This window comes from Streptomyces sp. bgisy027 (assembly GCF_057710365.1).
In genome coordinates, this window is the sequence record NZ_JBYIVZ010000050.1 from 49,205 (window position 1) to 73,330 (window position 24,126).

23 protein-coding genes are annotated in these 24,126 nt (G+C 72.4%); 7 read left to right on the forward strand and 16 right to left on the reverse strand.

The window, feature by feature from the left end; all coding sequences use genetic code 11:
• Nucleotides 1-118 precede the first annotated feature (118 nt).
• The 4 genes from AC3ETA_RS37290 (at nucleotide 119) to AC3ETA_RS37305 (ending at nucleotide 5,095) form a co-directional block, all read left to right on the forward strand.
• On the forward strand, nucleotides 119-715 hold the full coding sequence (locus tag AC3ETA_RS37290; protein ID WP_432197324.1) for a TetR/AcrR family transcriptional regulator: 597 nt from the start codon (nucleotides 119-121) through the stop codon (nucleotides 713-715).
• Nucleotides 716-960: 245 nt separating this feature from the next.
• Nucleotides 961-2,550: an MFS transporter gene (locus AC3ETA_RS37295; RefSeq protein WP_432197345.1), complete on the forward strand. Its 1,590-nt coding sequence runs from the start codon at nucleotides 961-963 to the stop codon at nucleotides 2,548-2,550.
• Between the two features lie 420 nt (nucleotides 2,551-2,970).
• Nucleotides 2,971-3,642: a hypothetical protein gene (locus AC3ETA_RS37300; RefSeq protein ID WP_432197325.1), complete on the forward strand. Its 672-nt coding sequence runs from the start codon at nucleotides 2,971-2,973 to the stop codon at nucleotides 3,640-3,642.
• A gap of 121 nt (nucleotides 3,643-3,763) precedes the next feature.
• Nucleotides 3,764-5,095 carry a cytochrome P450 gene (locus tag AC3ETA_RS37305; RefSeq protein ID WP_432197326.1) on the forward strand — a complete coding sequence of 444 codons (1,332 nt, stop codon included), beginning with the start codon at nucleotides 3,764-3,766 and terminating at the stop codon, nucleotides 5,093-5,095.
• A gap of 1 nt (nucleotide 5,096) precedes the next feature.
• Here the strand turns inward: AC3ETA_RS37305 and AC3ETA_RS37310 are convergent, their stop codons facing one another.
• Nucleotides 5,097-5,645, reverse strand: a complete 549-nt coding sequence (locus AC3ETA_RS37310) for a YciI family protein (protein WP_432197346.1) — start codon at nucleotides 5,643-5,645, stop codon at nucleotides 5,097-5,099.
• 49 nt (nucleotides 5,646-5,694) lie between these two features.
• Between AC3ETA_RS37310 and AC3ETA_RS37315 the strand changes: the two genes are divergently transcribed.
• Nucleotides 5,695-6,246 carry a gluzincin family metallopeptidase gene (locus tag AC3ETA_RS37315; protein ID WP_432197327.1) on the forward strand — a complete coding sequence of 184 codons (552 nt, stop codon included), beginning with the start codon at nucleotides 5,695-5,697 and terminating at the stop codon, nucleotides 6,244-6,246.
• 426 nt (nucleotides 6,247-6,672) lie between these two features.
• Here AC3ETA_RS37315 and AC3ETA_RS37320 read toward each other — a convergent pair whose 3' ends face one another.
• The 15 genes from AC3ETA_RS37320 to AC3ETA_RS37390 form a co-directional block, all read right to left on the reverse strand.
• Nucleotides 6,673-7,176, reverse strand: a complete 504-nt coding sequence (locus AC3ETA_RS37320; RefSeq protein ID WP_432197328.1) for a winged helix-turn-helix transcriptional regulator — start codon at nucleotides 7,174-7,176, stop codon at nucleotides 6,673-6,675.
• Complete coding sequence (locus tag AC3ETA_RS37325) at nucleotides 7,173-8,231, reverse strand: LLM class flavin-dependent oxidoreductase (RefSeq protein WP_432197329.1); 1,059 nt, start codon at nucleotides 8,229-8,231, stop codon at nucleotides 7,173-7,175. The genes AC3ETA_RS37320 and AC3ETA_RS37325 overlap by 4 nt, the downstream gene beginning before the upstream one ends.
• The gene (locus AC3ETA_RS37330) at nucleotides 8,228-8,737 is read right to left on the reverse strand and encodes an SRPBCC family protein (RefSeq protein ID WP_432197330.1); all 510 of its coding nucleotides are present in this window, start codon (nucleotides 8,735-8,737) and stop codon (nucleotides 8,228-8,230) included. The genes AC3ETA_RS37325 and AC3ETA_RS37330 overlap by 4 nt, the downstream gene beginning before the upstream one ends.
• 103 nt (nucleotides 8,738-8,840) lie before the next feature.
• Nucleotides 8,841-9,131: a hypothetical protein gene (locus AC3ETA_RS37335; RefSeq protein WP_432197331.1), complete on the reverse strand. Its 291-nt coding sequence runs from the start codon at nucleotides 9,129-9,131 to the stop codon at nucleotides 8,841-8,843.
• Nucleotides 9,132-9,185: 54 nt separating this feature from the next.
• On the reverse strand, nucleotides 9,186-10,205 hold the full coding sequence (locus AC3ETA_RS37340; protein ID WP_432197332.1) for a sugar kinase: 1,020 nt from the start codon (nucleotides 10,203-10,205) through the stop codon (nucleotides 9,186-9,188).
• Between the two features lie 419 nt (nucleotides 10,206-10,624).
• The gene (locus tag AC3ETA_RS37345) at nucleotides 10,625-11,518 is read right to left on the reverse strand and encodes an SMP-30/gluconolactonase/LRE family protein (protein WP_432197333.1); all 894 of its coding nucleotides are present in this window, start codon (nucleotides 11,516-11,518) and stop codon (nucleotides 10,625-10,627) included.
• Nucleotides 11,515-12,150 carry a bifunctional 4-hydroxy-2-oxoglutarate aldolase/2-dehydro-3-deoxy-phosphogluconate aldolase gene (locus AC3ETA_RS37350; protein WP_432197334.1) on the reverse strand — a complete coding sequence of 212 codons (636 nt, stop codon included), beginning with the start codon at nucleotides 12,148-12,150 and terminating at the stop codon, nucleotides 11,515-11,517. The genes AC3ETA_RS37345 and AC3ETA_RS37350 overlap by 4 nt, the downstream gene beginning before the upstream one ends.
• On the reverse strand, nucleotides 12,141-12,986 hold the full coding sequence (locus AC3ETA_RS37355) for a hypothetical protein (protein ID WP_432197335.1): 846 nt from the start codon (nucleotides 12,984-12,986) through the stop codon (nucleotides 12,141-12,143). The genes AC3ETA_RS37350 and AC3ETA_RS37355 overlap by 10 nt, the downstream gene beginning before the upstream one ends.
• Nucleotides 12,987-12,991: 5 nt before the next feature.
• On the reverse strand, nucleotides 12,992-14,137 hold the full coding sequence (gene dgoD / locus AC3ETA_RS37360) for a galactonate dehydratase (RefSeq protein WP_432197336.1): 1,146 nt from the start codon (nucleotides 14,135-14,137) through the stop codon (nucleotides 12,992-12,994).
• Nucleotides 14,134-14,874 carry a FadR/GntR family transcriptional regulator gene (locus AC3ETA_RS37365; protein ID WP_432197337.1) on the reverse strand — a complete coding sequence of 247 codons (741 nt, stop codon included), beginning with the start codon at nucleotides 14,872-14,874 and terminating at the stop codon, nucleotides 14,134-14,136. The genes dgoD and AC3ETA_RS37365 overlap by 4 nt, the downstream gene beginning before the upstream one ends.
• Nucleotides 14,875-14,917: 43 nt before the next feature.
• Complete coding sequence (locus AC3ETA_RS37370; protein ID WP_432197338.1) at nucleotides 14,918-15,691, reverse strand: SDR family NAD(P)-dependent oxidoreductase; 774 nt, start codon at nucleotides 15,689-15,691, stop codon at nucleotides 14,918-14,920.
• Between the two features lie 64 nt (nucleotides 15,692-15,755).
• Nucleotides 15,756-17,825 carry an alpha-galactosidase gene (locus AC3ETA_RS37375; protein ID WP_432197339.1) on the reverse strand — a complete coding sequence of 690 codons (2,070 nt, stop codon included), beginning with the start codon at nucleotides 17,823-17,825 and terminating at the stop codon, nucleotides 15,756-15,758.
• Nucleotides 17,822-18,670, reverse strand: coding sequence for a carbohydrate ABC transporter permease (locus AC3ETA_RS37380; RefSeq protein ID WP_432197340.1), 849 nt, complete (start codon nucleotides 18,668-18,670; stop codon nucleotides 17,822-17,824). Before AC3ETA_RS37380 ends, AC3ETA_RS37375 begins: the two co-directional genes overlap by 4 nt.
• Complete coding sequence (locus tag AC3ETA_RS37385; RefSeq protein ID WP_432197341.1) at nucleotides 18,670-19,605, reverse strand: carbohydrate ABC transporter permease; 936 nt, start codon at nucleotides 19,603-19,605, stop codon at nucleotides 18,670-18,672. Before AC3ETA_RS37385 ends, AC3ETA_RS37380 begins: the two co-directional genes overlap by 1 nt.
• Nucleotide 19,606: 1 nt before the next feature.
• A complete protein-coding gene (locus AC3ETA_RS37390; protein ID WP_432197342.1) occupies nucleotides 19,607-20,893 on the reverse strand; it encodes an ABC transporter substrate-binding protein in 1,287 nt (428 codons plus the stop codon).
• 650 nt (nucleotides 20,894-21,543) lie between these two features.
• On the opposite strand from AC3ETA_RS37390, the gene mgrA reads away from it, so the two are divergent.
• Complete coding sequence (gene mgrA, locus AC3ETA_RS37395) at nucleotides 21,544-22,587, forward strand: L-glyceraldehyde 3-phosphate reductase (protein WP_432197343.1); 1,044 nt, start codon at nucleotides 21,544-21,546, stop codon at nucleotides 22,585-22,587.
• Between the two features lie 215 nt (nucleotides 22,588-22,802).
• Nucleotides 22,803-23,963, forward strand: a complete 1,161-nt coding sequence (locus AC3ETA_RS37400; protein ID WP_432197344.1) for a S1 family peptidase — start codon at nucleotides 22,803-22,805, stop codon at nucleotides 23,961-23,963.
• Nucleotides 23,964-24,126: the final 163 nt, after the last annotated feature.

Here is a 24,126-nt window from a genome sequence, read left to right on the forward strand (position 1 = left end):
GCGCCGGCACGGCCACCGCCGCTATGACAGCGGTCATAGTACCGGTCGATATGACCACTGTCATAGAATGGGAGCCTGCAGCTTCGAGCGCGCGGATGCAGCGGGGACGGAGGTCGGGATGGCGGTGTCCGAACGCGGGCCACGCGAGCGGATGGTCTTCAGCGCGGCCCAGCTCATCCGGCGGGACGGCGTGGCCGCCACGGGAATGCGCGAGGTCGCCGCACACGCCTCGGCACCGCGCGGCTCGCTCCAGCACTACTTCCCCGGCGGCAAGGAACAGTTGGTCAACGAGGCCGTCGGGTGGGCGGGCCGGTACGCCGGAAACCGGGTCGCCCACCTCCTGGCCGCGCTGCCCGAGCCGACGCCGAGCGGGCTGTTCGCGCAGATGGTGCGCCAGTGGACCGACGAGTACGAGGCCGTCGGGTTCGGCGGCGGCTGCCCCGTGGCGGCGGCCACGGTGGACTGCGCGGAGTCCACGGATTCGACCCGGGAGGCGGTGGCCGCCGCGTTCGCCACCTGGACCGGGCCGGTGGGCCGCGCCCTGGTGGAGATGGGCGTACCCGAGGAACGGGCCGCGGGGCTCGCCACCTTGATGATCAGCGCCTTGGAGGGCGCGATCCTGATGGCACGGGCCGAGCGGGACGTACGGGCGCTCACGACCGTGTCCCGGGAACTCGGCCCGGTGCTCGACGCCGCGGCGAGCAGGGCGGGTTGACCACGCGCGTTCGGAACCTCACGGCCAGGGAGCCCTTCGCTGCGGGGCAGTGACGGTACGTCGGTTCGCGACGAGCCCGCGCGCACCGCAGCGGGCCGGGTGTCACGGCCTCCACGACTGTCGCTGGTGATGCGGCGTCGGCCGGTCTGCCGCAGACTGGACGGGTGAGTGGCACGTCTCAAGGACGTGGCGGGACCGCGTCCCTTTCCCGGTCGGGACCACGACAGACCGTGGCGCTGGCGGCGATGATGTTCGCCGTGGCGATGACGTTCATCGATCAGACCATCGTCTCGATCGCCGCCCCCGACATCGTCCGCGAACTGGGACTGTCGGCTCCCGGGATGCAGTGGGTGGTGAACGCCTATCTGCTGTCCCTGGCCGCGTTCTTCGCGTTGGGCGGCCGGCTCGCGGACCTGTACGGGCCGCGCCGGGTCGTAGTGGTCGGCACGGTGGTGTTCGTCATCTCGTCGGTGCTGTGCGGCTGCGTCCCCAAGGGCGACGCGGCCCAGGCCTGGCTGATCGCCTTCCGTGCGCTTCAGGGATTCGGCGCGGCCCTGCTCTTCCCCGCGGCACTGGCCGTGGTGGTGGCGGTGTTCCCGCCCGAGCGGCGCGGCCGTGCGCTGGCCCTGTTCTTCGGGCTGTCCGGCGCGTTGACCGCCCTCGGCCCGCTGCTGGGCGGCTGGCTGACGGGGTGGACCTGGCGCGCGGTGTTCTGGGTCAACGTCCCCGTGGCGATCGTGGCGCTCGCTCTGACCGCCTGGGCCCGTATCTCGGACCGGCGGCGCCCCGGCGCCCTCGACGTACCCGGTGCGGTGCTGATGGCCGCCGGTATGGGCCTGTGCGTGCTGGGCTTCCAACAGGCGTGGGCGTGGGGCTGGGACAGTGCGGCGACCTGGGGCTGCATCGCGGGCGGCCTGGTGATCCTCGTCGCGTTCGTCCGGTACGAACGAGGCGTGCGGCACCCGTTGATCGATCTGCGGGTGTTCCGTGACAAGGCGTTCACCGTGGACGCGGCGGTGCTCTTCTTCTCGATGCTCGCCTTCGTGCCGCTGTTCTTCTTCGCCTCCGTGTACGCCCAGGTGTCGCTGAGCGCCTCGCCGAACCAGGCGGCGCTGTTCCTGCTGTACTTCTTCGCGGGATTCGCCATCGCCTCGCAGTGGGGCGGCCGGATCCTCGACAAGCAGGGTGCGCGCCCGGCGTTGAAGACGGGCACGATCGTGGGCGCCGTCGGGTTCGCCCTGTGGGCCGGCAAGCTCACCGACCTCTCGATGCACGACCAGTGGCCGTACGCCGCTCTGGCCGGCGCGGGCATCGGCTTCATCCTGGCCCCCGCCTCCACGGACGCCGTGAACCGGGCCATCGGCCCCTCCTACGGCGAGGTCACCGGAATCACCCAGACCGTACGCAACTTCGCGGCCAGCGTGGGCATGGCGGTCTTCGGCACGATCCTGACCCACGCCACCAACAACAACGTCGTGAACACCCTGGAATCCCGCGGCCTGCCCGCGAACGTCGCCGACAACGTGGCCCACAGCATCACCGAGTCCATCACGGGCAACGGCGACTCCAGTACGCCCACGGGGACGGGGCCCGCCGCGACGGCTGCCCGGAACGCGATGAACGCGATCCGTATGGACTTCGCCGAGGCCAACCAATGGGTGTTCTACGGCATGGCCATCGCCCTCGGCATCGGCTTCCTGTGCGCGATCCGCCACCCGGGCGGTCGCGCGGTGACACCGAGGGCGGAGACGGAGCCGGGAGGGGTGTACGAGAAGAGCCCGGACCAGCGAGCGGCTTCGCGGTCCGATCCGCGGTCGCATGAGGCGGACGCATAAGCGTGGACGCATGAGCGCGGGTCAGGGCTGCGCAGGTTCGAGAAGGTCTCGTCCTGGGGCACGGGGCAGGGCTTGGCAGTAAGTTACGCCCGTGATCGACTTTGACGCGGAGATCGAGCAGATCCTGGACGGCCCGCCGAGCAGGCTCGCGTTTCGTGCGGTGTGTGCCGCTCTGCTGCGTGCGGGCTGTCCCGAGCATCTGCTGTCCCGCTGTGAGGAGCGGCTCGCTGCCTGGCCCGATGAGGTGCGAGAGGCGTCGTGGTCCTGGCTCGCCGCGCTCAAGGCCGGTCACGCGAAACCGACATGGCGGCTCGTACGCTCCCTTTCCCCGCAGTCGGCGCGCAACGGCACGGTCGACCCGGCCCTGCCGGACCCACGCTCCTGCGCGGAGGTGCGCGGGGTCACCCGTCTCGACCTCGGGTGGTACGCGAGCGAGCCTCGCGGCCACCGGTCTCTCCCGCGTCCGCTCCCCGCCTCCACAGCGTCTCGCTGGCCTACAACAGCGTCGGAACGCAAGGCGCGCGAGCCCTCGCGGCCTGGGCGCTGCTGCCACAGCTCTGGGCACTGGACCTGCACGACAACGTCATCGCGGACGACGGCCTGACCGACCTGGCCAAGTCCGGAGCGGCTCGACGCCTGCTCGAACTCGACCTGGAACAGGACTGCTGGAACCCCAGGGCACGCGACGACAGGAAGCCGCTGCCGGCCGAGGTCGTCGACCCGGCGTCGTTCCCCAGCCTCGACGCGATCTTCCTCGGCATGGTCGACGAGTACCACGGCAGTCGCTACTCCTGCGGCTTCCCGACTCACGTCCGCGAGGAGATCGTGTCTGCGCCCGCCACACGCCCTGAGCTGGTCGCCTTCCTCACCCACCTCGAAACCGACGGGTTCGAGGAGGACGAGGAAGACACCGAAGACACCGACCTGGCCGAGGAAAGCGATCTCGACGACCACGACTTCCGCACCGAACATGCCACGCGCCACGCCCAGTTGTTCGACGAGGCCCGGGACTTCGCCCGCCGCGTGATCGACGGCGACATCGGCCAGCCTCCCCCGGAGGCACCGGAGAAAGGCGCGGCGGTCGGCGTTTGACAGGGCCGCACAACCGACCGCCCCGGACGTACCCCCATCGAGCGAGTCGGCTCCCGTACAGTCCGTGGCGTCGGCACGCGCTGTCGCGGCCGGCTCCAGCGGCTCACCCAGGAGATGGAACATGGACACCGAAGCCGGCCCCGGCTCCCTCCCGCACCCGTCCGGCACGGTCCGGCCGGTGCCCGAAGCCGAACCGGAGCTCGTGGCGCGATGGCGTTCACAGAGTGGGGAACTGGTCGAGCTGCTGACGCAGGTGCGCGAGCGCGTCGGCGGGGTCGCGGCGTTCCGTATCGGGCCGGCCCGCACTGTTCTCGTCACCGAGCCGCAAGCCGTCCAGCACGTGCTGGCCCGGCACCCGGAGCAGTACGTCAAGCGCTCCCACCGCGCCCGGCTGCTGGTCGGCGACGGTGTCCTGTCCGCCGAGGGCGAGGCGTGGAAGCGGCAACGCCGGTTGCTCCAGTCCCAGTTCACCGGCACCGGGATGCGCCGCTACGAGCAGCGGATCACCGCGGCGGCCCGGACGGCAGCCGAGCGATGGGCCGAGTACGCCCGCACCGGCAGGACCCTGGACGTCGGGCGGGAGATGCACCGGTTCGCCCTGGACGCCATCTGGCGCTCCCTCACCGGCCACCCTCTCGACGACGCGACCCAGCAGGAACTGGAGGCTGTCGAAGCCGTGGGGGCGGCCCTGCCGACGCTGCCCGCGGACGTGGCAGAGGGACGGGCGGCGGTCGCCGCCGATCTCGCCCGGATCGACGCGGTGGCCCGGCGCGCGATCGAGGCCGCCCGCGCCGGGGAGGTCGGCCCGGACGGGCCGGGCCTGCTGCATGTGCTGACGGAAGCCGGCGCCGAGCGGGCCGAGTACACCGACCGGCTGATCCGCGACGAGCTGGTGACGCTGCTCGCGGCCGGGCACGAGACCACGGCCAGCACCCTGACCTGGCTGTACCTGCTTCTCGACCAGTACCCCGCGGCCCGCGAAGAGGCGCTCACCGCCGGCGAGGAGAACTCCGGGGAACGCCGCCAGGCCATCCAGGCGCTGGTCCACGAGACGCTCCGGCTGTACCCGTCCGCATGGCTCATGCCCCGCCACGCCGCCGAGGACGACACCCTCGACGGCTACCGGGTCGAGGCGGGCACCGACCTCCTGGTCTGCCCGTATCTCACCCATCGCGATCCCGAACTGTGGCCGGACCCCGAGCGCTTCGACCCTCGGCGCTTCCTCACTCCCGGCGGCCGCCCCACCGACACCGGCGCCTACTTCCCCTTCGGCATCGGCCCCCGCGCCTGCCTGGGCATGCAGTTCGCGCTCCGCGAGTCGACCGTCCTGCTCGAACATCTGCTGCCGGCCCACGTCGTGGCGTTCTCCGCCACCCCGGCGAAGGCGAAGTACGGCTTCACAGTCCGCCCCGACGGCCCCACGCCCGCGACACTCCGACCGCCGGTGCTCTGAATCAGCGGCGCCCGCCGAACTCCCAGTCGTGGACCTCCACATCGGCGTACAGGTCGGTCTTCAGTACGGTGCGCGCCGTCTCCGCGTCCGGTGCGCGCACCAGCGCCGCCGTGCCGAGCCAGGCGGTGCCGTCGTCGGACAGCAGCGGTCCGTACGCGATGAGTTCGTCGTTCCCGGGCGGTTCGGACGGGTCGGCCGCGCGGTCCGGGCCGAGGCCCAGCACCAGGTACCGGTTGCCTCCGCTGCGGCCGCCGGGGAAGTCCCACATGGTGCGGCCCAGCATGTTGCGCCACCGGCGCAGCAGCACGTCCCGGTACACGCCGGCCTGGTGGTTGGGCTCGTCGAGGGCGAACGCGCGGGCGGCGGCGGGGTCGGGCAGGTCGACGATGTGCACGCTGCCGGTCGGCGTCTCACCGTCCGAGGCGAAGGTCGGACCTCGCGCGATCAGCCGCTCGGCGAACAGGTCCATGTACGACCAGTGCTCCTCCACCAGTTGCTCACGCAGTGGCAGGGAGTCGGGCCGGTCACGGTGGTGGCAGAAGAACTCCATTCCCACAGTCTGGGCCAACACTTCACACCTTGTGGCCTGATCCGCTGTCATGCCCCCGTTGCGCGCGTGGACGTCAAGGGCCGTCGCCCGCCTGCTCGTCGTCCTGCTCGCCTTGCTCATGACGCAGAGCGGCACCGGCTACGAGGCCCGCGCGGCACCCAGGAGAGAGTCGTCGGGGACACCGGATCGGCCCCGTCAGCACGTGGCGCTGCGCGGCAACGCCGACAGCTCCCGCCGGCCCGGCCGGCAGCGGGTCTCCTTCCGCAACGCCTCCACCGGTCCGCTGCGTGAGGTGTACGTACGTTTGTGGGGCAACGGCGTGGACAAATGCGGACCCTCCACCGGCGCCCCGCCCACGGTTCAGGTGTCCACGGTGCGCGGCGGCACCGCGGGCCGGCCGATCGTGAACTGCACGGCGCTGCGCATCGCCCTGCCGAAGCCGCTCGCGCACGGCGAACGCGCCTCCGTCTCCTCCGACGTGTCCATCACCGTGCCCGAACGCGACGACCGCTTCGGTCCCGAAGGCGCTCTCCGCTCCCCGGGCAACGCGCTGACCGTGCTCGCCGTGCACGACGCGGACGAGTGGCACCTCGATCCGTAGGTGTCGACGGGCGAGAGCTTCCACGCCCTGGCGAGCGACTTCCGCGTGGCGCTCGACCATCCCGCGAACCTGAGGATCCCGACGACCGGCCGCACCTCGCCCCATCCCGGCAGGCCCGGCAGGCCCGGCAGGCCCGGCAGGCCCGGCAGGCCCGGCAGGCCCGGCAGCAGCGTCACCGTCAGCGTCGCGCACGGGTCCGGGACTTCGCCTGGGCGGCGGGCCCGTTCCGCGACCGGGGCCTCCCAGTTCGGCGGAGCCACGGCCGTCACCGTCGCGGCGGGCAAGACCAGCGCCGCGGCCACCGTCGCCGCCTACGCGATCGCCGACCGCCGCGCCAGGCGTCGGCGCCGCCGTGAGGCCCAGCGCCCGGTCCTGTTGCGTGATCGACCGGTGGACCAGTTGCCGCGGAAGGTCGGCCGGCTCCCGTCACTCCGGTGCGAAGCGGCGGCGTACGTCGGGCCGGGACTTGAGCCGGTCCGGGTAGCCGGGGCCGAGCCGGGCGACGGTGTCGTCGGCGTGCATGGGCTCGCCGCAGGCCGAGCAGACCACCTCGGCGTGCCCGTCGTGGCCGCACGCCTCGTGGTGCAGGGTGATCGGCGGTCCCTCGGGCCCGGCGAGCCAGCGGTCGCCCCAGTGGGCCATCGCGGCGAGCACCGGGAAGAGGTCCCGGCCCTGCTCCGTCAGCAGGTACTCGTGGCGGGGCGGCTCGCTCTCGTAGAGCCGCTTCTCCAGCAGTCCGGCCTCGACCAGGCGCCGCAGCCGGTCGGTGAGGGTGTTCCGGGCGATCCGCAGCTCGCCCTGGAACTCCTCGAAGCGGCGGCTGCCGTAGAACGCCTCCCTGAGGACGAGCGGGGTCCAGGCGTCGCCGACCACGTCCAGGGTCCGTGCGATGGAGCACGGCCAGTTCGCGAAGGACGTACGCGCGCTCATGCCCGCTCTCCGACCTCGTGGACCAGTTCGATCGCGCGGCCCAGTGTGTCGAGGCGGGCGGCGAGGTCCGCGCCGGCCGGGTACAGGCGCACGGTGTCCACCCCGGCGTCGCGCCAGACGCGGAGCCGGTCGCGGACCATGCTCTCGGTGCCGATCAGTGTCGTCGCGAGCACCATGTCGTCGGTGACGAGCGCGGCCGCCCCGTCCCGGTCGCCGGCCTGCCAGCGCTGCCGTACCTCCGCGGCGACGTCGGCCCAGCCCTGCCGGCTGTAGGCACGGTTGTAGAAGTTGGTGGAGGCCGAGCCCATGCCGCCCAGGCTGAAGGCGAGTTCTTTCTTGCGGCCGGCCACCATGGCGCCCAGTGCCTCCTCGTCGGGGGCGAAGGCCACCTCCGCGCCCTGGCAGACGTCCAGGTCGGCGCGGGCGCGTCCGCCGCGGGCCAGCCCCTCGTCCAGCGGGCCGAAGTAGGCGTCCGCCGCTCCCTCGGGCACGAAGCTGGTGCCGAGCCAGCCGTCGGCGACCTCGCCGGTCAGGCGGAGCATGGCAGGTGACAGGGCGGCCAGGTAGATCGGCACGGGGTGCTCGGCGCGCATCGACAGCCTCATGGGTACGGCGTCCCCGCCGGGCAGCGGGATGCGGTACTCCTCGCCGCAGTGGTCGATCTTGCCGCCGTCGATGACCTGCCGCACGATCTCGACGGTCTCGCGGACGCGGGCCAGCGGGCGGGCGAAGGGGACGCCGTGCAGCCCCTCCATCACCTGGGGGCCCGAGGGGCCCAGGCCCAGCAGGAAGCGTCCCTGGGACAGGTTGGAGAGGGTGATCGCCGTCTGCGCGAGGGACACCGGGGTCCGGGTGCCGACCTGCATGACGCCGGAGCCCAGCAGCATGCGCTCGGTGCGGGCGGCGTAGTAGCCCAGCGCGGAGGGTGCGTCGGAGCCCCAGGCCTCGGCGACCCAGCAGATGTCGAGGCCCAGCTTCTCCGCCTCCGCGACGAAGTCCGCCCGCCGCGGCCAGGAACCGAGACCGGACGCCTCGATCGTCGTCGCGGTCCTCATCGCTCCTCCGCCAGCTTCCTGATGTGCCCGAGGGTGGCGGTCATGCTGCGCTCGAACTCCCGCATGCGCACGAACACGATCTTCTGCTCCTTGTCCGGCATCTCGTCGATGGCGAAGGACAGCCCGGACCGGCCGGGCCCCAGCTGCATCCACTCCGACAGGTCGGTCCCGCCGTCCTTGCCCTCGAGCCGGAAGCGCCAGACGGCTGCCGGCCGGGACGGGTCTTCGACGGCCCAGGCGAGGAGGCGCGGGCATTCGCACTCGACGACGTGGGAGGTGGTCTCCCACTCCCCCAGGGCCTCGTGCCTGCTGCGGCCGACGAAGCGAGCGCCCACCGCGGGCCCCGCCGCGCCGTCGAGCCAGTGGACCGACTGGAGCTCTTCGCTCATGCCCGGCATCAGCGAGAAGTCGGAGACGATCTCCCACACCCGCTCCGGCGGCGCGTCGACCCAGGCCCGCACCTCGACCGTGGGCGTGTCCGCATAGCGTGCGCCCGTCCACTCCACACCGCACCAACTCCTTCCGCACCGCGCGCGATTGACCTCCAGAGTTGCGTAACGAGACTGACTGCGTCAAGAGGCGGGCGGCGGACACCGGTGGGCCGCACCGCTACGCCCCGATGCCGCCCCCGCTCGCGTGCCCGACCGCCTTGTGCACCTGCTCCTCGACGTCGCTGCGCGTCTCGCCGCGCTCCCTGGCGTAGTCGGCCAGCGCGACCTGCACCTCCCGGGCGAGGTCCCGCCAGGCCCGCAGGGCCGTGTTGTACGTCTCGGTCTGCCGTGGGCTCCAGCCGCCCTGCTGGGTCGGCGGGCCGTACATGCCGCGCAGCTCTTCCACGCGGCTGTGGGCCTGCTCGGCCGCGCGCTCCTTCGCCACCAGCTCTTGGAAGATAGTCGTCACACAAATGGAGCATAGGCGGGTGGATCGCCCATCGCGCGCCGAGCGGCACGAGGCTCAGGCCCACGGCGTCACGAGCGCGCGTTCCGCCCACTCCCGGGCCGACAGGGCGAGCAGTGCCTCCGTCTCGCCCTGGTCGGGCAACGGGCCGTGGTCTCCGGTCACTTGGAGGGCGGACGCGGCGGTGATGTGGCCCAGCCGCAGGGCTCCGGTCGTGCCCGTGCCCCGCAGCAGACCCGTGAGGAACCCTGCCGCGAAGGCGTCGCCGGCCCCCACCGCCTCCACCACCGTCACACGCGGTGTCGGCACGACGACGGTGCCCTCATCGGTGAACGCGGTCGCCGCCCTCGCCCCGTCCTTGACGACGAGGATGCGCGGATGCGGGAGCTGCGCCCGTACGGCCTCCTCGGTCAGGTGCCCGCCCCACAGCGCCTGCGCCTCGTCCAGGCCGACGAAGACGATGTCGGCCCGGTCGGCCAGTTCGCGCAGTACGGCCGGGGCGGTGCCGTCCGGCCAGAGGGCCGCACGGTGGTTGACGTCGAAGCTCACCGCGTACGGCCGGTTGCCGGGCTCGGTGGTGAGCGCCCGGGTCACCAGGCCGTGGCAGGACGCGGACAGTGCCGGGGTGATGCCGGTCAGGTGCAGCAGCGCGGCCGTGCGCACCGGCGGGCCGTCGAGCAGGCCGGGGTCGAGAGCGGAGGCGGCCGAGCCGCGCCGGTAGTAGTGCACGCGCGTTCCGTCGGGGCCCGGGTCCTTCACCAGCACGCCGGTCGGGCGGTGCGGGTCGGTGCGCACGTACGACACGTCGACGCCGGGCGCGGCGACCGTGGCGCGGACGCGGTGCCCCAGGGGGTCGTCCCCGAGGGCGGAGAGCCAGGCGACGGGGATGCCGTGGTCGGCCAGATACATGGCGACGTTCGACTCGGCTCCGGCCACCGAGAGCCGCAGCTGCGGCGCGGTCAGCAGGCGGCTCGGCGGGTCGGGGGCCAGGGCGGCCATCGTCTCGCCGACGCAGACCACCGGGCCGGGCGTCAGGCGCCAGGGGGTGGTCGTCACGGGAGGCCGGGCGCCGGTCATGCGGGCTCCCCGAGAGGCGAGCGAAACCGGACGGTGTCGAGGGGACAGGCGGGCGGCGGCATGCCCGGCATGTCGAGGTGGGCGGTCGTGATGCGCGGGAGGCCGGTCATGCCGACCCCCGGCAGGCCCAGGGCCACTGCGCCCAACCCACCCGACACACCGACGCCGACAGCACCACACAGGCGGTCGACCCACGCAGCGGGCCCCTCATACCGACCCCCCGAAGGCCGAAGGACGCCTGACCGTGTCCAGGCGGCATGCGGGCGGCGGCATGCCCGGCATGTCGAGGTGGGCGGTCGTGATGCGCGGGAGGCCGGTCATGCCGACCCCCCCGCAGGCCCAGGGCCACTGCGCCCAACCCACCCGACACACCGACGCCGACAGCACCACACAGACGGTCGACCCACGCAGCGGGCCCCTCATACCGACCCCCCGAAGGCCGAAGGACGCCTGACCGTGTCCAGGCGGCATGCGGGTGTCGGCGTGCCCGGTACCTCCACGCGGGCCGTGAACAGGGCGCCGTCCTGGTCAGCGGGAGCCGTCAGGCCCACGCGGGCGGTCGTGATGTGCAGGACGTCACCGGCGAGGCACACGCCGGCCGGTTGCCGGGCCGGGAGCCGCAGGGTGCGGTCGAGCGTGCCGTCGGGCAGGTGGCGGCGTACCGTGCCGGTGCCCCAGACGGCGACCCATACCGCGCCCTCGACGTCGACCGCCATGCCGTCGGGGCTGCCGTCGCCGATCGTCACGAAGTCCTCGGGTGCGCCGAGTTCGCCGGTCACCGGTTCGACCGCGTACCGCCGGACCACGCCCCGGGCGCTGTCCGCCAGGTACATCATCGCGCCGTCGGGCGTGAACGCCGGCCCGTTGGGGACGGTGATGCCGTCCAGGACCCGTACGACCGTGCCGTCCCGGTCGACGCGGTACAGGGACCCGGCGTCCTCGTCGGCGTCGTAGGCCATGCTGCCCGCCCAGAAACGCCCGAAGGGGTCGGCGACGGCGTCGTTCATGCGCATCGGCGCCGGGGCGTCGTCCTCCGGCCGGGCCAGCCAGTCGAGGGTGCCGTCGGTGCGCAGCAGGGCGATGCCGGTGCCCGCGGCCGCGATCCAGCTGCCGGAGTGTCCCGCGAGCGGGGCCACGGCGCCCAGCGGGACGGGGAGTCGGGCCAGGGTGCGCAGGGGTGCCGTCGGTTCGTGCGGGGCGGAGAGGAGACGGCCGGCGAGGATGTCGACGAGGACGATGTCGGTGCCGGTCCAGCGGACGCCCTCGCCCAGTTCGAGGCGGTCGGGGCGAGCGGCGATCGGTTCGGCGGTCACGGCGTCACCGCCTCGGCCACGACGGTGCGGAAGAGGCGGGCGCGTTCCCGCAGGGCGGTGATGCTGCCGCCGTCGGCCGCGTCGCCGATCAGGGGTGAGCCGACGCCGACCGCGAGGGCACCGGCCGCCAGGCAAGCGCGGGCGGCGGCCTCGTCGACCCCGCCGACGGGGACGAACGGCGCGTCGGGGAACGGGCCGCTCAGGGCCTTCAGATAAGCCGCTCCCCCGAACTGGGCCATCGGGAAGATCTTCAGCGCGGCCACGCCCAGGGCCCGGGCGGCGATGACCTCGGTCGGGGTCACCACCCCGGCGAGGACCGGCATGCCCAACTCCTGTGCGGTGACGACGCCGTCACCCAGTCCCGGCGTGACCGCGAAGTCGGCTCCGGCGCGGTGCGCGGCGCGGGCGTCGGCGGCGGTCAGAACGGTACCGGCGCCGAGCGGATGTTCCGGGCCGAGGGCGTGGCGGGCGCGTTCGATGACGGAGACGGCGTCCTTGCCGGACAGCGAGACCTCGACCAGTTCGACGCCCTCCTCGACCAGGGCCAGCACGGTGCGCAGCGCGGCGTCGGCGTCGTCGCCGCGCACGATCGCGACCAGGCGGTGGGCGGCCAGCGCGGCTCTCAGGTCCACGGACGGTGCTCCTTCGGTGCGGGGGTCGAGGGGCAGCGGCAGACCCCGGTGATCGTGAGCCGCCAGCGGACCTCGCCCGAGGGCGGTACGCGCGCGGCGTCGTCGGGGCCCGCCTCGGCCAGGTCGAAGACCCGCCCGAGCATGGGCTCCACGCCCGTGCTCCGGTACGGGTGCGGCTGCGGGAAGCCGCCGAGGTTGCGCCACAGGGCCACCGACACGGGCTGTCCGTCCGCCCGCAGTTCCAGGGCGAGCCGGTCGCGGTCGTCGTGGACGCAGGCCAGCGGCGTGTCCACGACGGCCCCGACCGCGGTGCCGTCGTCGGGTCCGAGCCGGTTCATCGGTACTCCGTGGGGTGTCGGCCACGGGCCGGTGATCCAGGGAGCGTCGGCGGGCCAGGGCTCGCCGAGGAGCGGTGCGGCCTCGGGGAACAGACGGGTCGGCGCGCCGTCGGTCATGTGCAGGGTCGCGCGTCCGGAGAGGTCCAGCAGGGCGTGCGCGGCCCACACGAACCGGAAGCCGGGCGGCGCGGTGAGGGTGTAGTCGGCCCGCACGCCGTCGGCCGTGGTGCGGATGGTCCGCGCCAGGGTGAAGGAGTCGCCCCTGACGTGTTCGGTGTCGCCGGTCCGGGTCCAGGCGCGTGACCAGACCTCGCCGTGGTCGGGCAGGCCGCGGACGGTGGGCACGCACTCCTCCAGCCCGCCCGCGTCCACGAACGCGTCACCAGGTGCGGCCTTGTCCCGTTCCGGTGCCGGCCGCTGCCAGAGCCATTCGCGCGAGGGCGAGCGCAGGGACGTCCAGCGTCCGCCGTGCTCGGCGTCGGTGGTGAGGGTCAGCATTTGCGTCACCACTCGGCGAACGAGTCGTCGGAGTGCCGCCAGACGGGGTTGCGCCAGGCGTGTCCGGAGCGGTCGGCCGCGCGTACGGCCGCGTCGTCGATCGTGATGCCCAGGCCGGGGGCGTCGTTGAGCGGCGCGTGGCCGTCGACGAACCGGAACGGTGCGGGGTCGGCGAGGTAGGACAGCAGGTCGGCGTCCTTGTTGTAGTGGATGCCGCGACTCTGCTCCTGGATGAGGAAGTTCGGCGTCGCGAACGCCACTTGGAGGCTCGCGGCCAGCGCGATCGGGCCGAGCGGGCAGTGCGGGGCGAGCTGGGCGCCGTAGGTGTCGGCGAGGGAGGCGATGCGGTGCACCTCGGAGATGCCGCCGGCGTGGGACAGGTCGGGCTGGGCGACGGCTATGCCGGCGCAGAGGGCCGGCAGGAACTCGGCGCGTGAGTAGAGACGTTCGCCGGTGGCGAGCGGGATCGGCGTCGAGGCGACCAGGCCGGGCAGCAGATGGCCGTGCTCGGGGACGACGGGTTCCTCCACGAACAGCGGGTGCAGCGGGGCGAGTTCGGCCAGCACTCGGCGGGCGCTCGCGGCGGTGAAGCGGCCGTGGAAGTCGACGGCGACGTCCCGGTCCGGGCCGAGGGCGTCACGGGCGGCGGCCACGCGGGCGACGACGGCCGCGGTCTCGGCCGCGGTGGTGATCGGCGAGGTGGCTCCGGCGGCGTTCATCTTGACCGCGGTGAAGCCGGCCTCGACCTGGGCGGTGATCTGGTCGGTGAGCTCGGCGGGTTCGTCGCCGCCGACCCAGGCGTAGACGCGGACGCGTTCGCGCACGGGTCCGCCCAGCAGGGCGTGCACGGGGGCGCCGTAGGTCTTGCCGGCGATGTCCCACAGGGCCTGGTCGATCCCGGCGACGGCGCTGGAGAGGACCGGGCCGCCGCGGTAGAAGCCGCCCTTGGTGAGCACCTGCCAGTGGTCCTCGACGCGCAGCGGGTCCTGGCCGATGAGGTGTTCGGCGAGGACGTCCACGGCGGCACGGACCACCTCGGCCCTGCCCTCGACGACGGGTTCGCCCCAGCCGACCACGCCGTCGTCGGTCTCGATCCGGCAGAACAGCCAGCGCGGCGGTACCAGGAAGGTTTCTATGCGCGTGATCTTCACTTGCCGCCGGTGCCTTTCGTGTCGTCGGGGCCGTCGATGCGGTCCAGGTCGCGCCCGGCTTGGACGAGCAGGGCCCGCATCGCCGTCTCGGCGGCCGAGGCGTCCTGTTCGCGAACGGCGTCCAGGACGGCGCGGTGGGCCGGTACCGGGTCCTCGCTGTGGGGGTGGCTGTGCACGATGCGGTCGCGGTGGGCGAGGCCCGGCTCGATGACCATCTCCATGCGTTCGAGAAGTTCGTTGTGGGTGGCCGTCAGCAGGGCGCGGTGGAAGGCGAGGTCGGCGTCCACGGCCTGTCCGGGGTCCGCGTCCTGCCCGCCCATCGCGTCCAGGGCCGCTTCCAGGGCCTGGAGGTCGGCTTCGGTACGGCGTTCGGCGGCCAGGCGCACGGCGGCCGGTTCGACGATGGCGCGGACCTCGGCGAGGTTGCGCAGCAGGGTCCGGTCGGCGTCGGTGGCCTCCCCGGCGCCCTGGAACTGCCAGCGCAGCACGTCGGCGTCGAGGAGGTTCCAGTCGGCGCGGGCCCGGACGAAGGTGCCGCGTTTCTGGCGGGCGTCGACCATGCCCTTGGCGGCGAGCACCTTCAGGGACTCGCGCAGCGCGGTGAGACTGACGTCCAACTCGCTCTGGAGCGCCACCAGGTCGAGTGTGGCTCCCTCGGGGATCCGACCGCCCAGGATGCGGCGGGCGAGGGCCTCCACGGTCTGGCCGTGCACGCCGCGGCGGGCGTAGGGCGTCATGTCGTACAGCCTTTCTGCTGAAGGGTGCGGGCGGGGGTGCCGGTCATGCCGAGGCCTTCACGACGCTCCAGCCGCCGTCCACGACGAGGCTCGTGCCGGTGATGTAGGAGGCTTCGTCGGCGCTCAGGAAGGCGATGGCGGCGGCCACCTCCTCGGGGGTGCCGAAGCGGCGGGCCGCCGTCTCGGCGACGCTGCGCTCGCGGTCCTCGGGCGGCACCCGGTCCCAGGCGGCGGTCAGGATCGGCCCGGGCAGGACCGCGTTGACGCGGACGTCGGGCCCGTACTCGACGGCGAGCTGACCGCACAGGGAGAGCAGGGCGCCCTTGGACGCGGCGTAGGCGGGGTGTCCGGGGATGCCCACGCGCGCGTGGACGGACGAGGTCAGTACCGTCGCGCCGCGCCGCTCGCGCAGGTCCGGCAGTACCGCCCGGAAGCCGAGGAAGCTCGCGGTGAGGTTGACGGACAGCTGCCGCTGCCAGGACTCCAGGGTCATCTCGCCGGCCGGGGCCACGTCGACGGTGTAGGCGTTGCTGACGAGGACGTCCACCGGCCCGAAGTCGTGGGCGACGGCCACGATCCGGCGCCAGTCGTCCTCGGCCGCCACGTCGGCCCGCACGAACCGGGCCCGGCCGCCGTCCTTCGCGATCCGCTCGGCGACCGCCGTGCCGGCGTCCTCGGCGACGTCGGCGAGCACCAGCGCGGCGCCCTCCTCGGCGAGGCGGACGGCGGTGGCGGCGCCGATGCCGGAGGCCGCGCCGGTGACCACGGCCGTGCGGCCGCCGAAGCGGTCACCGGGCCGGCGTGGGGACTGGTCCATCGTGGGGTCGACTCCTTCGTGAGCTCCGGGTGCGGAGAGCGGCCGTCGGGGAAACATATGCGGCTCACTCACGTGTCAGTACCACGAGATCCGCGTCGTGATCGGCGCTCCAGGCGAACGGCAGCCCGTAGTGCAGCAGATGGGCTCCGCCGTACGTCGTTCCGGTCGCCGGGTCCCGGTAGTGCGCAGCCGGGTCCAGGCCCCGCAGCCGGAGCCGGTCGGGGCGTCCGGGCACGAGGGGTGCGCCGTCGAGGCGGCCCGTGCTCAGTGCGGCGACGACCGTGCGCTCACCGGCGTCGTACTGGACACCGCAGGTGGTGTCGGCCGGTGAGCCGAGCAGCCGTGCCTCGCCGTGATGCAGTACGTCGCGGACCTCTTTGTAGCGGGCGATCCAGCGCGCGGCCTCGGCGCGCTGGTCCGAGGTCCAGGTGCGCAGGTCGGCGCCGACGCCGAGCACTCCGCACATGGCGTTGACGAAGCGGAACGCGAGACTGCGCGGGCGCGGGTCGAAGACGCCCGGCGCGTCGGTGACCCAGGAGCTCATGACGTGCGGCGCGTGCGCGTGCAGGAAGCCGTGCTGGACGGTCAGCCGGTCCAGCGGGGCGGTGTTGTCGCTGGGCCAGACGACGTCGGTGCGGGCCAGCGTCATGTGGTCGATGCGGGCGCCGCCGCCCGCGCAGCCCTCGACGGTGACGTCGGGGTGGGCGGCGCGCAGGTGGTCCAGGACGCGCAGGTATCCGGCGACGTGCTCGGCGTCGAGGTCGACGTGCCCGGCACCGGGGCGGCCCCGTTCGGTGGGCGGCCGGTTCATGTCCCACTTGAGGTAGCCGATGGCGTAGGTGCCGAGGAGCCGGTCCAGGGTGCCGATCACGAAGTCCTGGACGTCGGCGCGGCCGAGGTCGAGCAGGAGCTGGTTGCGGACGAGGCGGGCGGGCCGGCCGTCGACGCGGTAGATCCAGTCGGGGTGTTCGGTGTGCAGCCTGCTGCCGGGGCTGACCGATTCGGGCTCGACCCACAGACCGAAGTCGAGGCCCAGTCCGCGCACCTCCTCGACGAACCGGTCGAAGCCCTGCGGGAAGGCCGCCGGGTCGGGGTACCAGTCGCCGAGTCCGCCGGTGTCGTCGCGGCGGCCGGTGAACCAGCCGTCGTCCACCACGAACAGTTCGGCGCCGATGTCGGCGGCCTTCTCGGCGAGTTTGAGCTGGCCGGCGGCGTCGACGTCGAAGCCGGTGGCCTCCCACGAGTTGTAGAGGACCTTGCGGGTGCGGTGCAGACGGTCGCCGGAGAGGTGGCGGTCGTAGCGGTGCCAGATGCGGGACAGTCCGTCGAGTCCGTCCGGGCTGAACGCGCAGGCGAGGCGGGGCGTGGTCAGGGTGGCGCCGGGCGCCAGGAGTACGGCTCCCTCGTGCGGGACGCGTCCGGCGCGTACCCGGACAGCGCCGCCGGGCTCGGCCTCGGCGGTGATGTGCCAGTTGCCGGGCCACTCCAGGGCCACCCCGTAAGCGGGGGCGTCGTCCGTGGTCAGGTCCTGTACGGCGAGCCAGGGCACATAGGCGTGGCCGGGCACGCCCTGGGTGCTGCCCATGGTGAACGTGCCCCGGGTCAGGGCGAGTCGGGTCAGCTGGAATTCCTGGGACCACTGGCCGGTGAGGTAGGTCAGCCGTGCCCCGGTGGTGACGGGCACGTTCACGGCTGCCGAGTCGAGGCGTTCCAGGCGCAGTTCCCGCGAGGCGGTGTGCTCGGTCCAGCGCAGGATCACATCCGTTCCCGGCACGGTCTCGTAGCAGAGGACCGTGCGCAGCCCGAGGGTCCCGTCGGTGAACGCGAGCCGCAGCTTCCCCTCGGTCTCCCGCGCCCCTTCGAAGTCCCACCAGACGCCCCGCTCTCCGTCCATGCGTTCGGCGACGAGTTCGGCGCCGTTGAACGGCCGCAGCCCGTGCGGCAGATACTCGGCGGGGGCGGCGTCGGCGGGCGTGATGAAGTGGGTGCGGTGCGACCAGTCGAGCGCCGACGGCCCGCTCTCCACCCCGTGCGGTCCCCAGGAGTCCAGCTCGGCCCACGGGCCGTCCGGGGACAGCCGTACGGTGTAGCTGGTGTTCTCGGTGCGCAGGGTCCAGCGCCGGTACGACGTCACTTGACTGCTCCGAGGTTCAGGCCGGCCACGAAGTGGCGCTGGAAGCGCAGGAAGACGGCCACGGTGGGGGCGGCGGCGATGACGGAGCCGGCGGCGATCACGTTCCACATGGAGACGTACTGGCCCTGGAGGCCGATGAGCGCGGCGGTGATCGGCATCTTGGTGTCGCTGCGCAGCACGGTGATCGCCCACAGCAGGTCGTTGAAGATCCAGGTGAAGGACAGGGCGCTGAGCGCGGCGAGGGCGGGGCGGGTCAGCGGCAGGATGATCCGCCAGAAGATCTGCCAGGGCCCCGTCCCGTCGACGACCGCCGCCTGCTGGATCTCGACGGGGATGGACCGCATGAACCCGTGCAGGACGAAGACGTAGAAGCCGACGCCGAACCCGATCTGCACGCCGATCAGCGCGGGAAGGGTGTCGTGGACGCCCATCATTTCGCTGAGCTTGGAGACAGGGATCAGCAGGATCTGCGGCGGGAGCAGGTTGCCGCCGAGCATGAGCAGCAGCAGGGAGCGGCGCAGGGGCATTTCGTAGCGGCTCAGCGCGAACGCGGCCATCGCCGCCAGGGCCAGCGTCACCAGCACGCAGGGCACGGTGACGATCAGGCTGTTGATCAGGGCGCGCTGCTGTCCGCCGTCGATCCAGGCGAGGCTGAAGTTGTCGAGGGTGAAGGAGTGGGGCCGGCTGCCGAGCCCGTTGGCGGCGATGTCGTCGAAGGAGCGCAGGCTGGTCACCACGACCAGGGCGATGGGCAGCAGCCACAGCAGCGCCAGCGCGCCGGCCGAGAGGTGGAATCCGGCGGTGGCGGCCCGCTTGCGGCGCACCGCCGTGGAGTTGGCGGACATCAGTCGGCCTCCCGGAAGGCGCGCACGAGGTAGGAGGCGATGACGCCGAACGCCAGCAGGAAGATGACGACGGCCAGGGCGGAGCCGTAGCCGAGCCGCAGGGACTGGAAGGCTGTCGAGTACATGTAGGTGCTCAGCAGTTCGGACGAGTGGTAGGGGCCGCCGCGGGTCAGCGACCACACGACGTCGAAGGAGCGCAGCGAGTCGATGATGATGACCGACAGGACGACCGCGTTGACGCTGCGCAGCTGGGGCAGGGTGACGTGGCGGAAGCGCTGCCAGGCGCTCGCGCCGTCGACCTTGGCGGCCTCGTACAGGGCGGGGTCGATGCCCTTGAGTCCGGCGAGGTACAGGACCATCACATAGCCGATCTGGCGCCACAGCGCGGGCACGATGACCGCGTACAGGGCGGTGTCCTGGTCGGCGAGCCAGGCGTGCCGCAGGCTGCCGAGGCCGACGGACTGAAGGAGCTGGTTGAGGACGCCGTCGGGCTGGTAGACGGCCTGCCAGACCAGGGCGGTGGCGACGAGCGAGAACACGACGGGCAGGAAGAGCGCGGCGCGGTAGAAGCCGACGCCGCGCCGCTCCTGCTGGAGCAGCATCGCGGCGGCGAGGCCGAGCAGGGCGGACAGGCCGCCGAACAGCACCAGCCAGAGCACCGTGTGGCCGACGGCTCCTCGGAAGACGTCGTCGCCCGCCATCTCCCGGAAGTTGTCCAGGCCGACGAATCTCGGTGCCGACACGCCGTCCCAGCTGGTCAGGGCGAGGTAGAAGCCCTGGAGCGCGGGCCAGAACACCCACACCGCCTCGGCGAGCAGCGGGACGAGGACGAAGGCGAGCACCAGCGGGGGTGTGCGCCGCGGGCTCCGGGCCCGGCCGTCACGGGACGGCGCCGGGACCGGAGGCTTGCGGTGGGGGGCGGTCAGGACGGCCATGTCAGGCGTTCCAGATCTTCTCGGCTTCGCGCTGCCAGTCGGTGAGGATGGACCCGATCTCCTTGGGCCTGGCGAGGAACTTGGTCAGCGCGGTGTCGGCGGTGGGCTGGAGGGCGTCGCTGGAGTCGCGGTTGAAGAACTGGGTGATCTCCGCCGCCTCCTCGATGTGCTTGCGGCCCTTCTGCACCAGCGGGGTGCCGGAGTCCTTGGCGTCGGGGTGGCAGGGCAGGACGGTGCCGGAGGAGCCCTTGATGTAGATCTCCTGGGCCTCGGCGGTGGCGAGGTAGCCCAGCAGGTCGAGCACGCCGTCCTTGCGTCCGGTGCGGGCGCTGGCGAAGTAGCCGTCGGTGGGGGCCTCTTCGGCGAGCGGGACCTTGGGGTCGATGACCGGGAAGCGGAAGAAGTCGATGTCGTCGAGGGCGTCCTTGGGGGCCGCGTCGGCGAAGAAGGTGCCGATCAGCATCATGCCGCTGCGGCCGTTGAGCAGGGCGGTCGTCGCGTCCTGGAAGGCGCCGGCGGTGCCGTTCGGGTCGAAGTACGGCAGCACCTCCTGCCAGCGGTCGAAGACCTTGCGGACCTCGGGGTCGTCGAAGCGGTGCTTGCCGGCGAGCAGTTCGCGGTGGTACTGGGCGCCGTTGATGCGGATGTCGAGGTAGTCGAACCAGGCCGAGGCGACCCAGGCGGTGTTGCCGCCCGCGCCCAGGCCGATCGGGGCGACGCCCTTGCTCTTGAGCTTGTCGCACAGGTCGAGGAAGTCGTCCCAGCTCTTGGGCTCGCTCACGCCCCACTTGGCGAAGTTGGACTTCCGGTAGAACATGCCCCACCAGTAGTAGGTGGCCGGGACGAAGACCTTCTGGCCGGAGCCCGACGTGCACAGCGAGTTCAGCGCCTTGGAGTAGCGCTTGAGGTCGGAGGAGCCCCAGAGGTCGTCGAGGCCGAGCAGCAGGTCCTTCTTCGCGTAGGCGTCCGCCACCGAGCCGGGGTACCAGGTGTAGACGTCCGGCGGGTTGGCGGAGGTCAGGTACGTCGGCAGCTGGGTGCGGAAGGTCTCGGCGGCGACGGTGTTGAGGCTGACGTCGCCGGTACCCTTCTTGCCGTAGGCGGCGACCAGGTCCTCCATGGCCGCCTTGGCCTGCGGCGCCGACAGGTTGGACTGGAGGGTGACCGCGCCGTCGGAGGAGGACTTCGAGGACGAGGTCGAGGTGACACAGCCGCTGAGCAGCGCGGCTGTGCCGGTGGCGCCGAGTCCGGCGGGGAATCGCCGTCGGCTGGTGTGCGGGTTCGACATCGATGGCTCCCTGTGGATCCCCGCGACGGGTCCGCCCTCCTGACGGCAGGGGCCCGCTCGCGGCTGATCCAGGTTCGCGTGGCGCTTCGACCACGTCAAGATTAATTACTAATTTATTTGAACTGGGCCCGGTGAAGGGCAACTCGACGTGACGCGGGCCGTGCGGGCGGCGGGGGCCGTCGGCGTCACGGCGAAGACTGTGGCGCGCGGCCGGAACCCTGTCAATATTAATTACTAATTTACAGAAACAAGAGCCCGTGCGGGTTCGAAGCCTTGACGGACCCAGGTCGGCGGTGCAGCGTTGGGCAACGTTGTCAGAGGGCTGCTCCGGCCCCCTGCCGGACAAGGCTGTCAGCATGCGGTCCTGCTGGGCGCGCGGGCGAGCTGCCGGATGAGAACACGTACTGGACGTGCCGCGAGGCCGGCCACAGGCGAGCACTGAGCGCGGCCGGCCGTGCGGGTCGAGGGCCACGACGTCCCCGCCGTGACCGTGAACCGGTCCTGAGGAGCGGCGGCCTCCGGCATTCAGAAGCGGTGTCGCTGAATCCGATGAAAAGGATGCGTTGGACGTCAGAATCAGGCAGGAGCACAGTGAACACGTCCCTCACCCGGACCGAACCACCCCGACTGCACCTTGCGGAGAACTCTCGATGAACCACGTCGCTGATCCCGAGCGCCACAACGGCACCATGCGGTACCGGCGCACCGGACGCTCAGGACTCGACCTGCCCGTGCTGTCCCTGGGGTACTGGCACAACTTCGGTGACGACAAGCCCTTCGAGACCCAGCGCGAGATCGCCCTGCGCGCTTTCGACCTGGGCATCACGCACCACGACCTCGCCAACAACTACGGGCCGCCGTACGGCGCCGCCGAGATCAACTTCGGCCGGCTGATGAAGCAGGACCTCGCCCCCTACCGGGACGAGATGGTGATCTCCACCAAGGCCGGCTGGGACATGTGGCCCGGCCCCTACGGCCAGGGCGGCGGCTCCCGCAAGTACGTGCTCGCCTCCCTCGACCAGTCGCTGCGCCGGACCGGGCTGGACTACGTCGACATCTTCTACTCCCACCGGCTCGACGCGAGCACGCCGCTGGAGGAGACGATGGGCGCGCTCGACACCGCCGTCCGCCAGGGCAAGGCGCTCTACGTCGGCATCTCCTCGTACGACGCCGAGCGCTCCCGGCAGGCGGCGGCCATCCTGCGGGAGCTGGGCACGCCGCTGCTCATCCACCAGCCGTCGTACAGCATGCTCAACCGCTGGATCGAGACCGAGGGCCTGCTGGACACCGCCGAGCAGGAGGGCTTCGGGGTGATCGGGTTCACGGCGCTGGCCCAGGGGCTGCTGACCGGGCGCTACCTCGACGGTGTCCCGGCCGGCTCGCGCGCCACCCAGGGCAAGTCGTTCGACGAGACCTGGCTGACGGACGACATGCTGCGCAGGCTGCGCGCGCTCAACGACATCGCGGCCCGGCGCGGCCAGAGCCTCGCCCAGATGGCGCTGGCCTGGGCGCTGCGCGACCGGCGTGTGACGTCGTTGGTGATCGGCGCCTCGCGCACCGAGCAGCTGGAGCAGAACGTGGCCGCACTGCAGAACGCCGACTTCAGCGACGAGGAACTCGCCGAGATCGACAAGTACGCCACCGACGGCGGCGTCGACCTGTGGCGGGAGGCCCGGACGGGCCGGATCGACTGACACACGCGCCACGCGGTTCCCTCGCGCACCCCGGACGCCCGACGGCGTCCGGGGTGCCTTGCGTCTCGGCAGGCCGTTCGACCTGAATATCCGCCGGAACTTTGGTATGGACCTGACACGCCACCCTGACTATGCTCGGCTCGACACCGAGTGAGAGCGCTCTCAGCTTGCGGTTGTTCCACCCCACCTTGCTGGAACGACGAAGGGCAACTCCCTTGAGACGCAGCAGACTCAAGTACGCCGGCGTGGCCGCACTCCTGTTGTTCGGCGGCTTGACCGCGGGCGGCACCGGTCAGGCAGCGGCGGACGACTCCCCCGCGGCCGCCGACACCGCACCCGCCTCCGACGCACTGCTCCAGGCCATGCAGCGCGACCTCGGACTGTCGAAAACCCAGGCCGAGACCCGGCTCGCCGCCGAACGCACCGCCACGAATCTCGCGCCGAAGGCGCGCAAGGCGGCCGGTTCCGCATACGGCGGCTCCTGGTTCGACGCGAAGAGCGAACGGCTCACGGTGGCCGTGACGTCGGACGCCCCCGCCGCGACCGTACGGGACGTCAAGGCCACCGGAGCGTCCGTGCGCACCGTCACGCACAGCGCGCGGCAGCTCGATGCCGCCAAGGCGCGCATCGACCGGCTCTCCGCGCCCTCGGGCGTCGGTGGCTGGCACGTCGACCCGATGGCGAACACCGTCGTCGTGAACGTCGTCGCGGACAAGCGCGCTGACAACGATGTCCGCGACTTCGTCTCCCGGGCGCGCGCGACCGGCCCCGTCACCGTCGAGACGGTCTCCAGCGCGCCGCGCACCTTCGCGGCCGGCACGGTCGGCGGCGACCCCTACTACACCGGCAACGTCCGCTGCTCCATAGGCTTCTCGGTGCACGGCGGCTTCATCACCGCGGGGCACTGCGGTCAGGCGGGCGCCGGCGTCCGGGGCTGGGACGGCAGCTACATCGGGAACTTCCAGGGTTCCTCGTTCCCGGGCAACGACTACGCGTGGGTGAACGTCGGCAGCGGCTGGTGGACCGTACCGGTCGTGCTCGGCTGGGGCACGGTCTCGGACCAGCTCGTGCGAGGCTCGGCCGAGGCACCGGTCGGTGCCTCCATCTGCCGGTCCGGCTCCACCACCCACTGGCACTGCGGCGCGGTCCTGGCCAAGAACGAGACCGTCAACTACAGCCAGGGCGCGGTGCACCAGATGACGAAGACCAGCGTCTGCGCCGAACCCGGTGACTCCGGGGGCTCCTTCATCAGCGGCGACCAGGCGCAAGGCGTCACCTCGGGCGGCTGGGGCAACTGCTCGGGCGGCGGTCAGACCTGGTTCCAGCCCGTCAACGAGATCCTCGGCCGCTACGGCCTGACCCTGCACACGGCGTGATCCAGCGCGGGGAGGGGCGATCCCGGCGCTCCCCCGCCGGGCCGCTCCTCCCCGCCGATTGACCTCGGTGCCTCGGTGCGCTGGGGCCTGGTGCGAAAGTGGCGTCGTCGCCCGGAGGGCGGCCGCGCGGCGTTCGGTGCGTCCTCTCGGCGTGCCGCCCGGA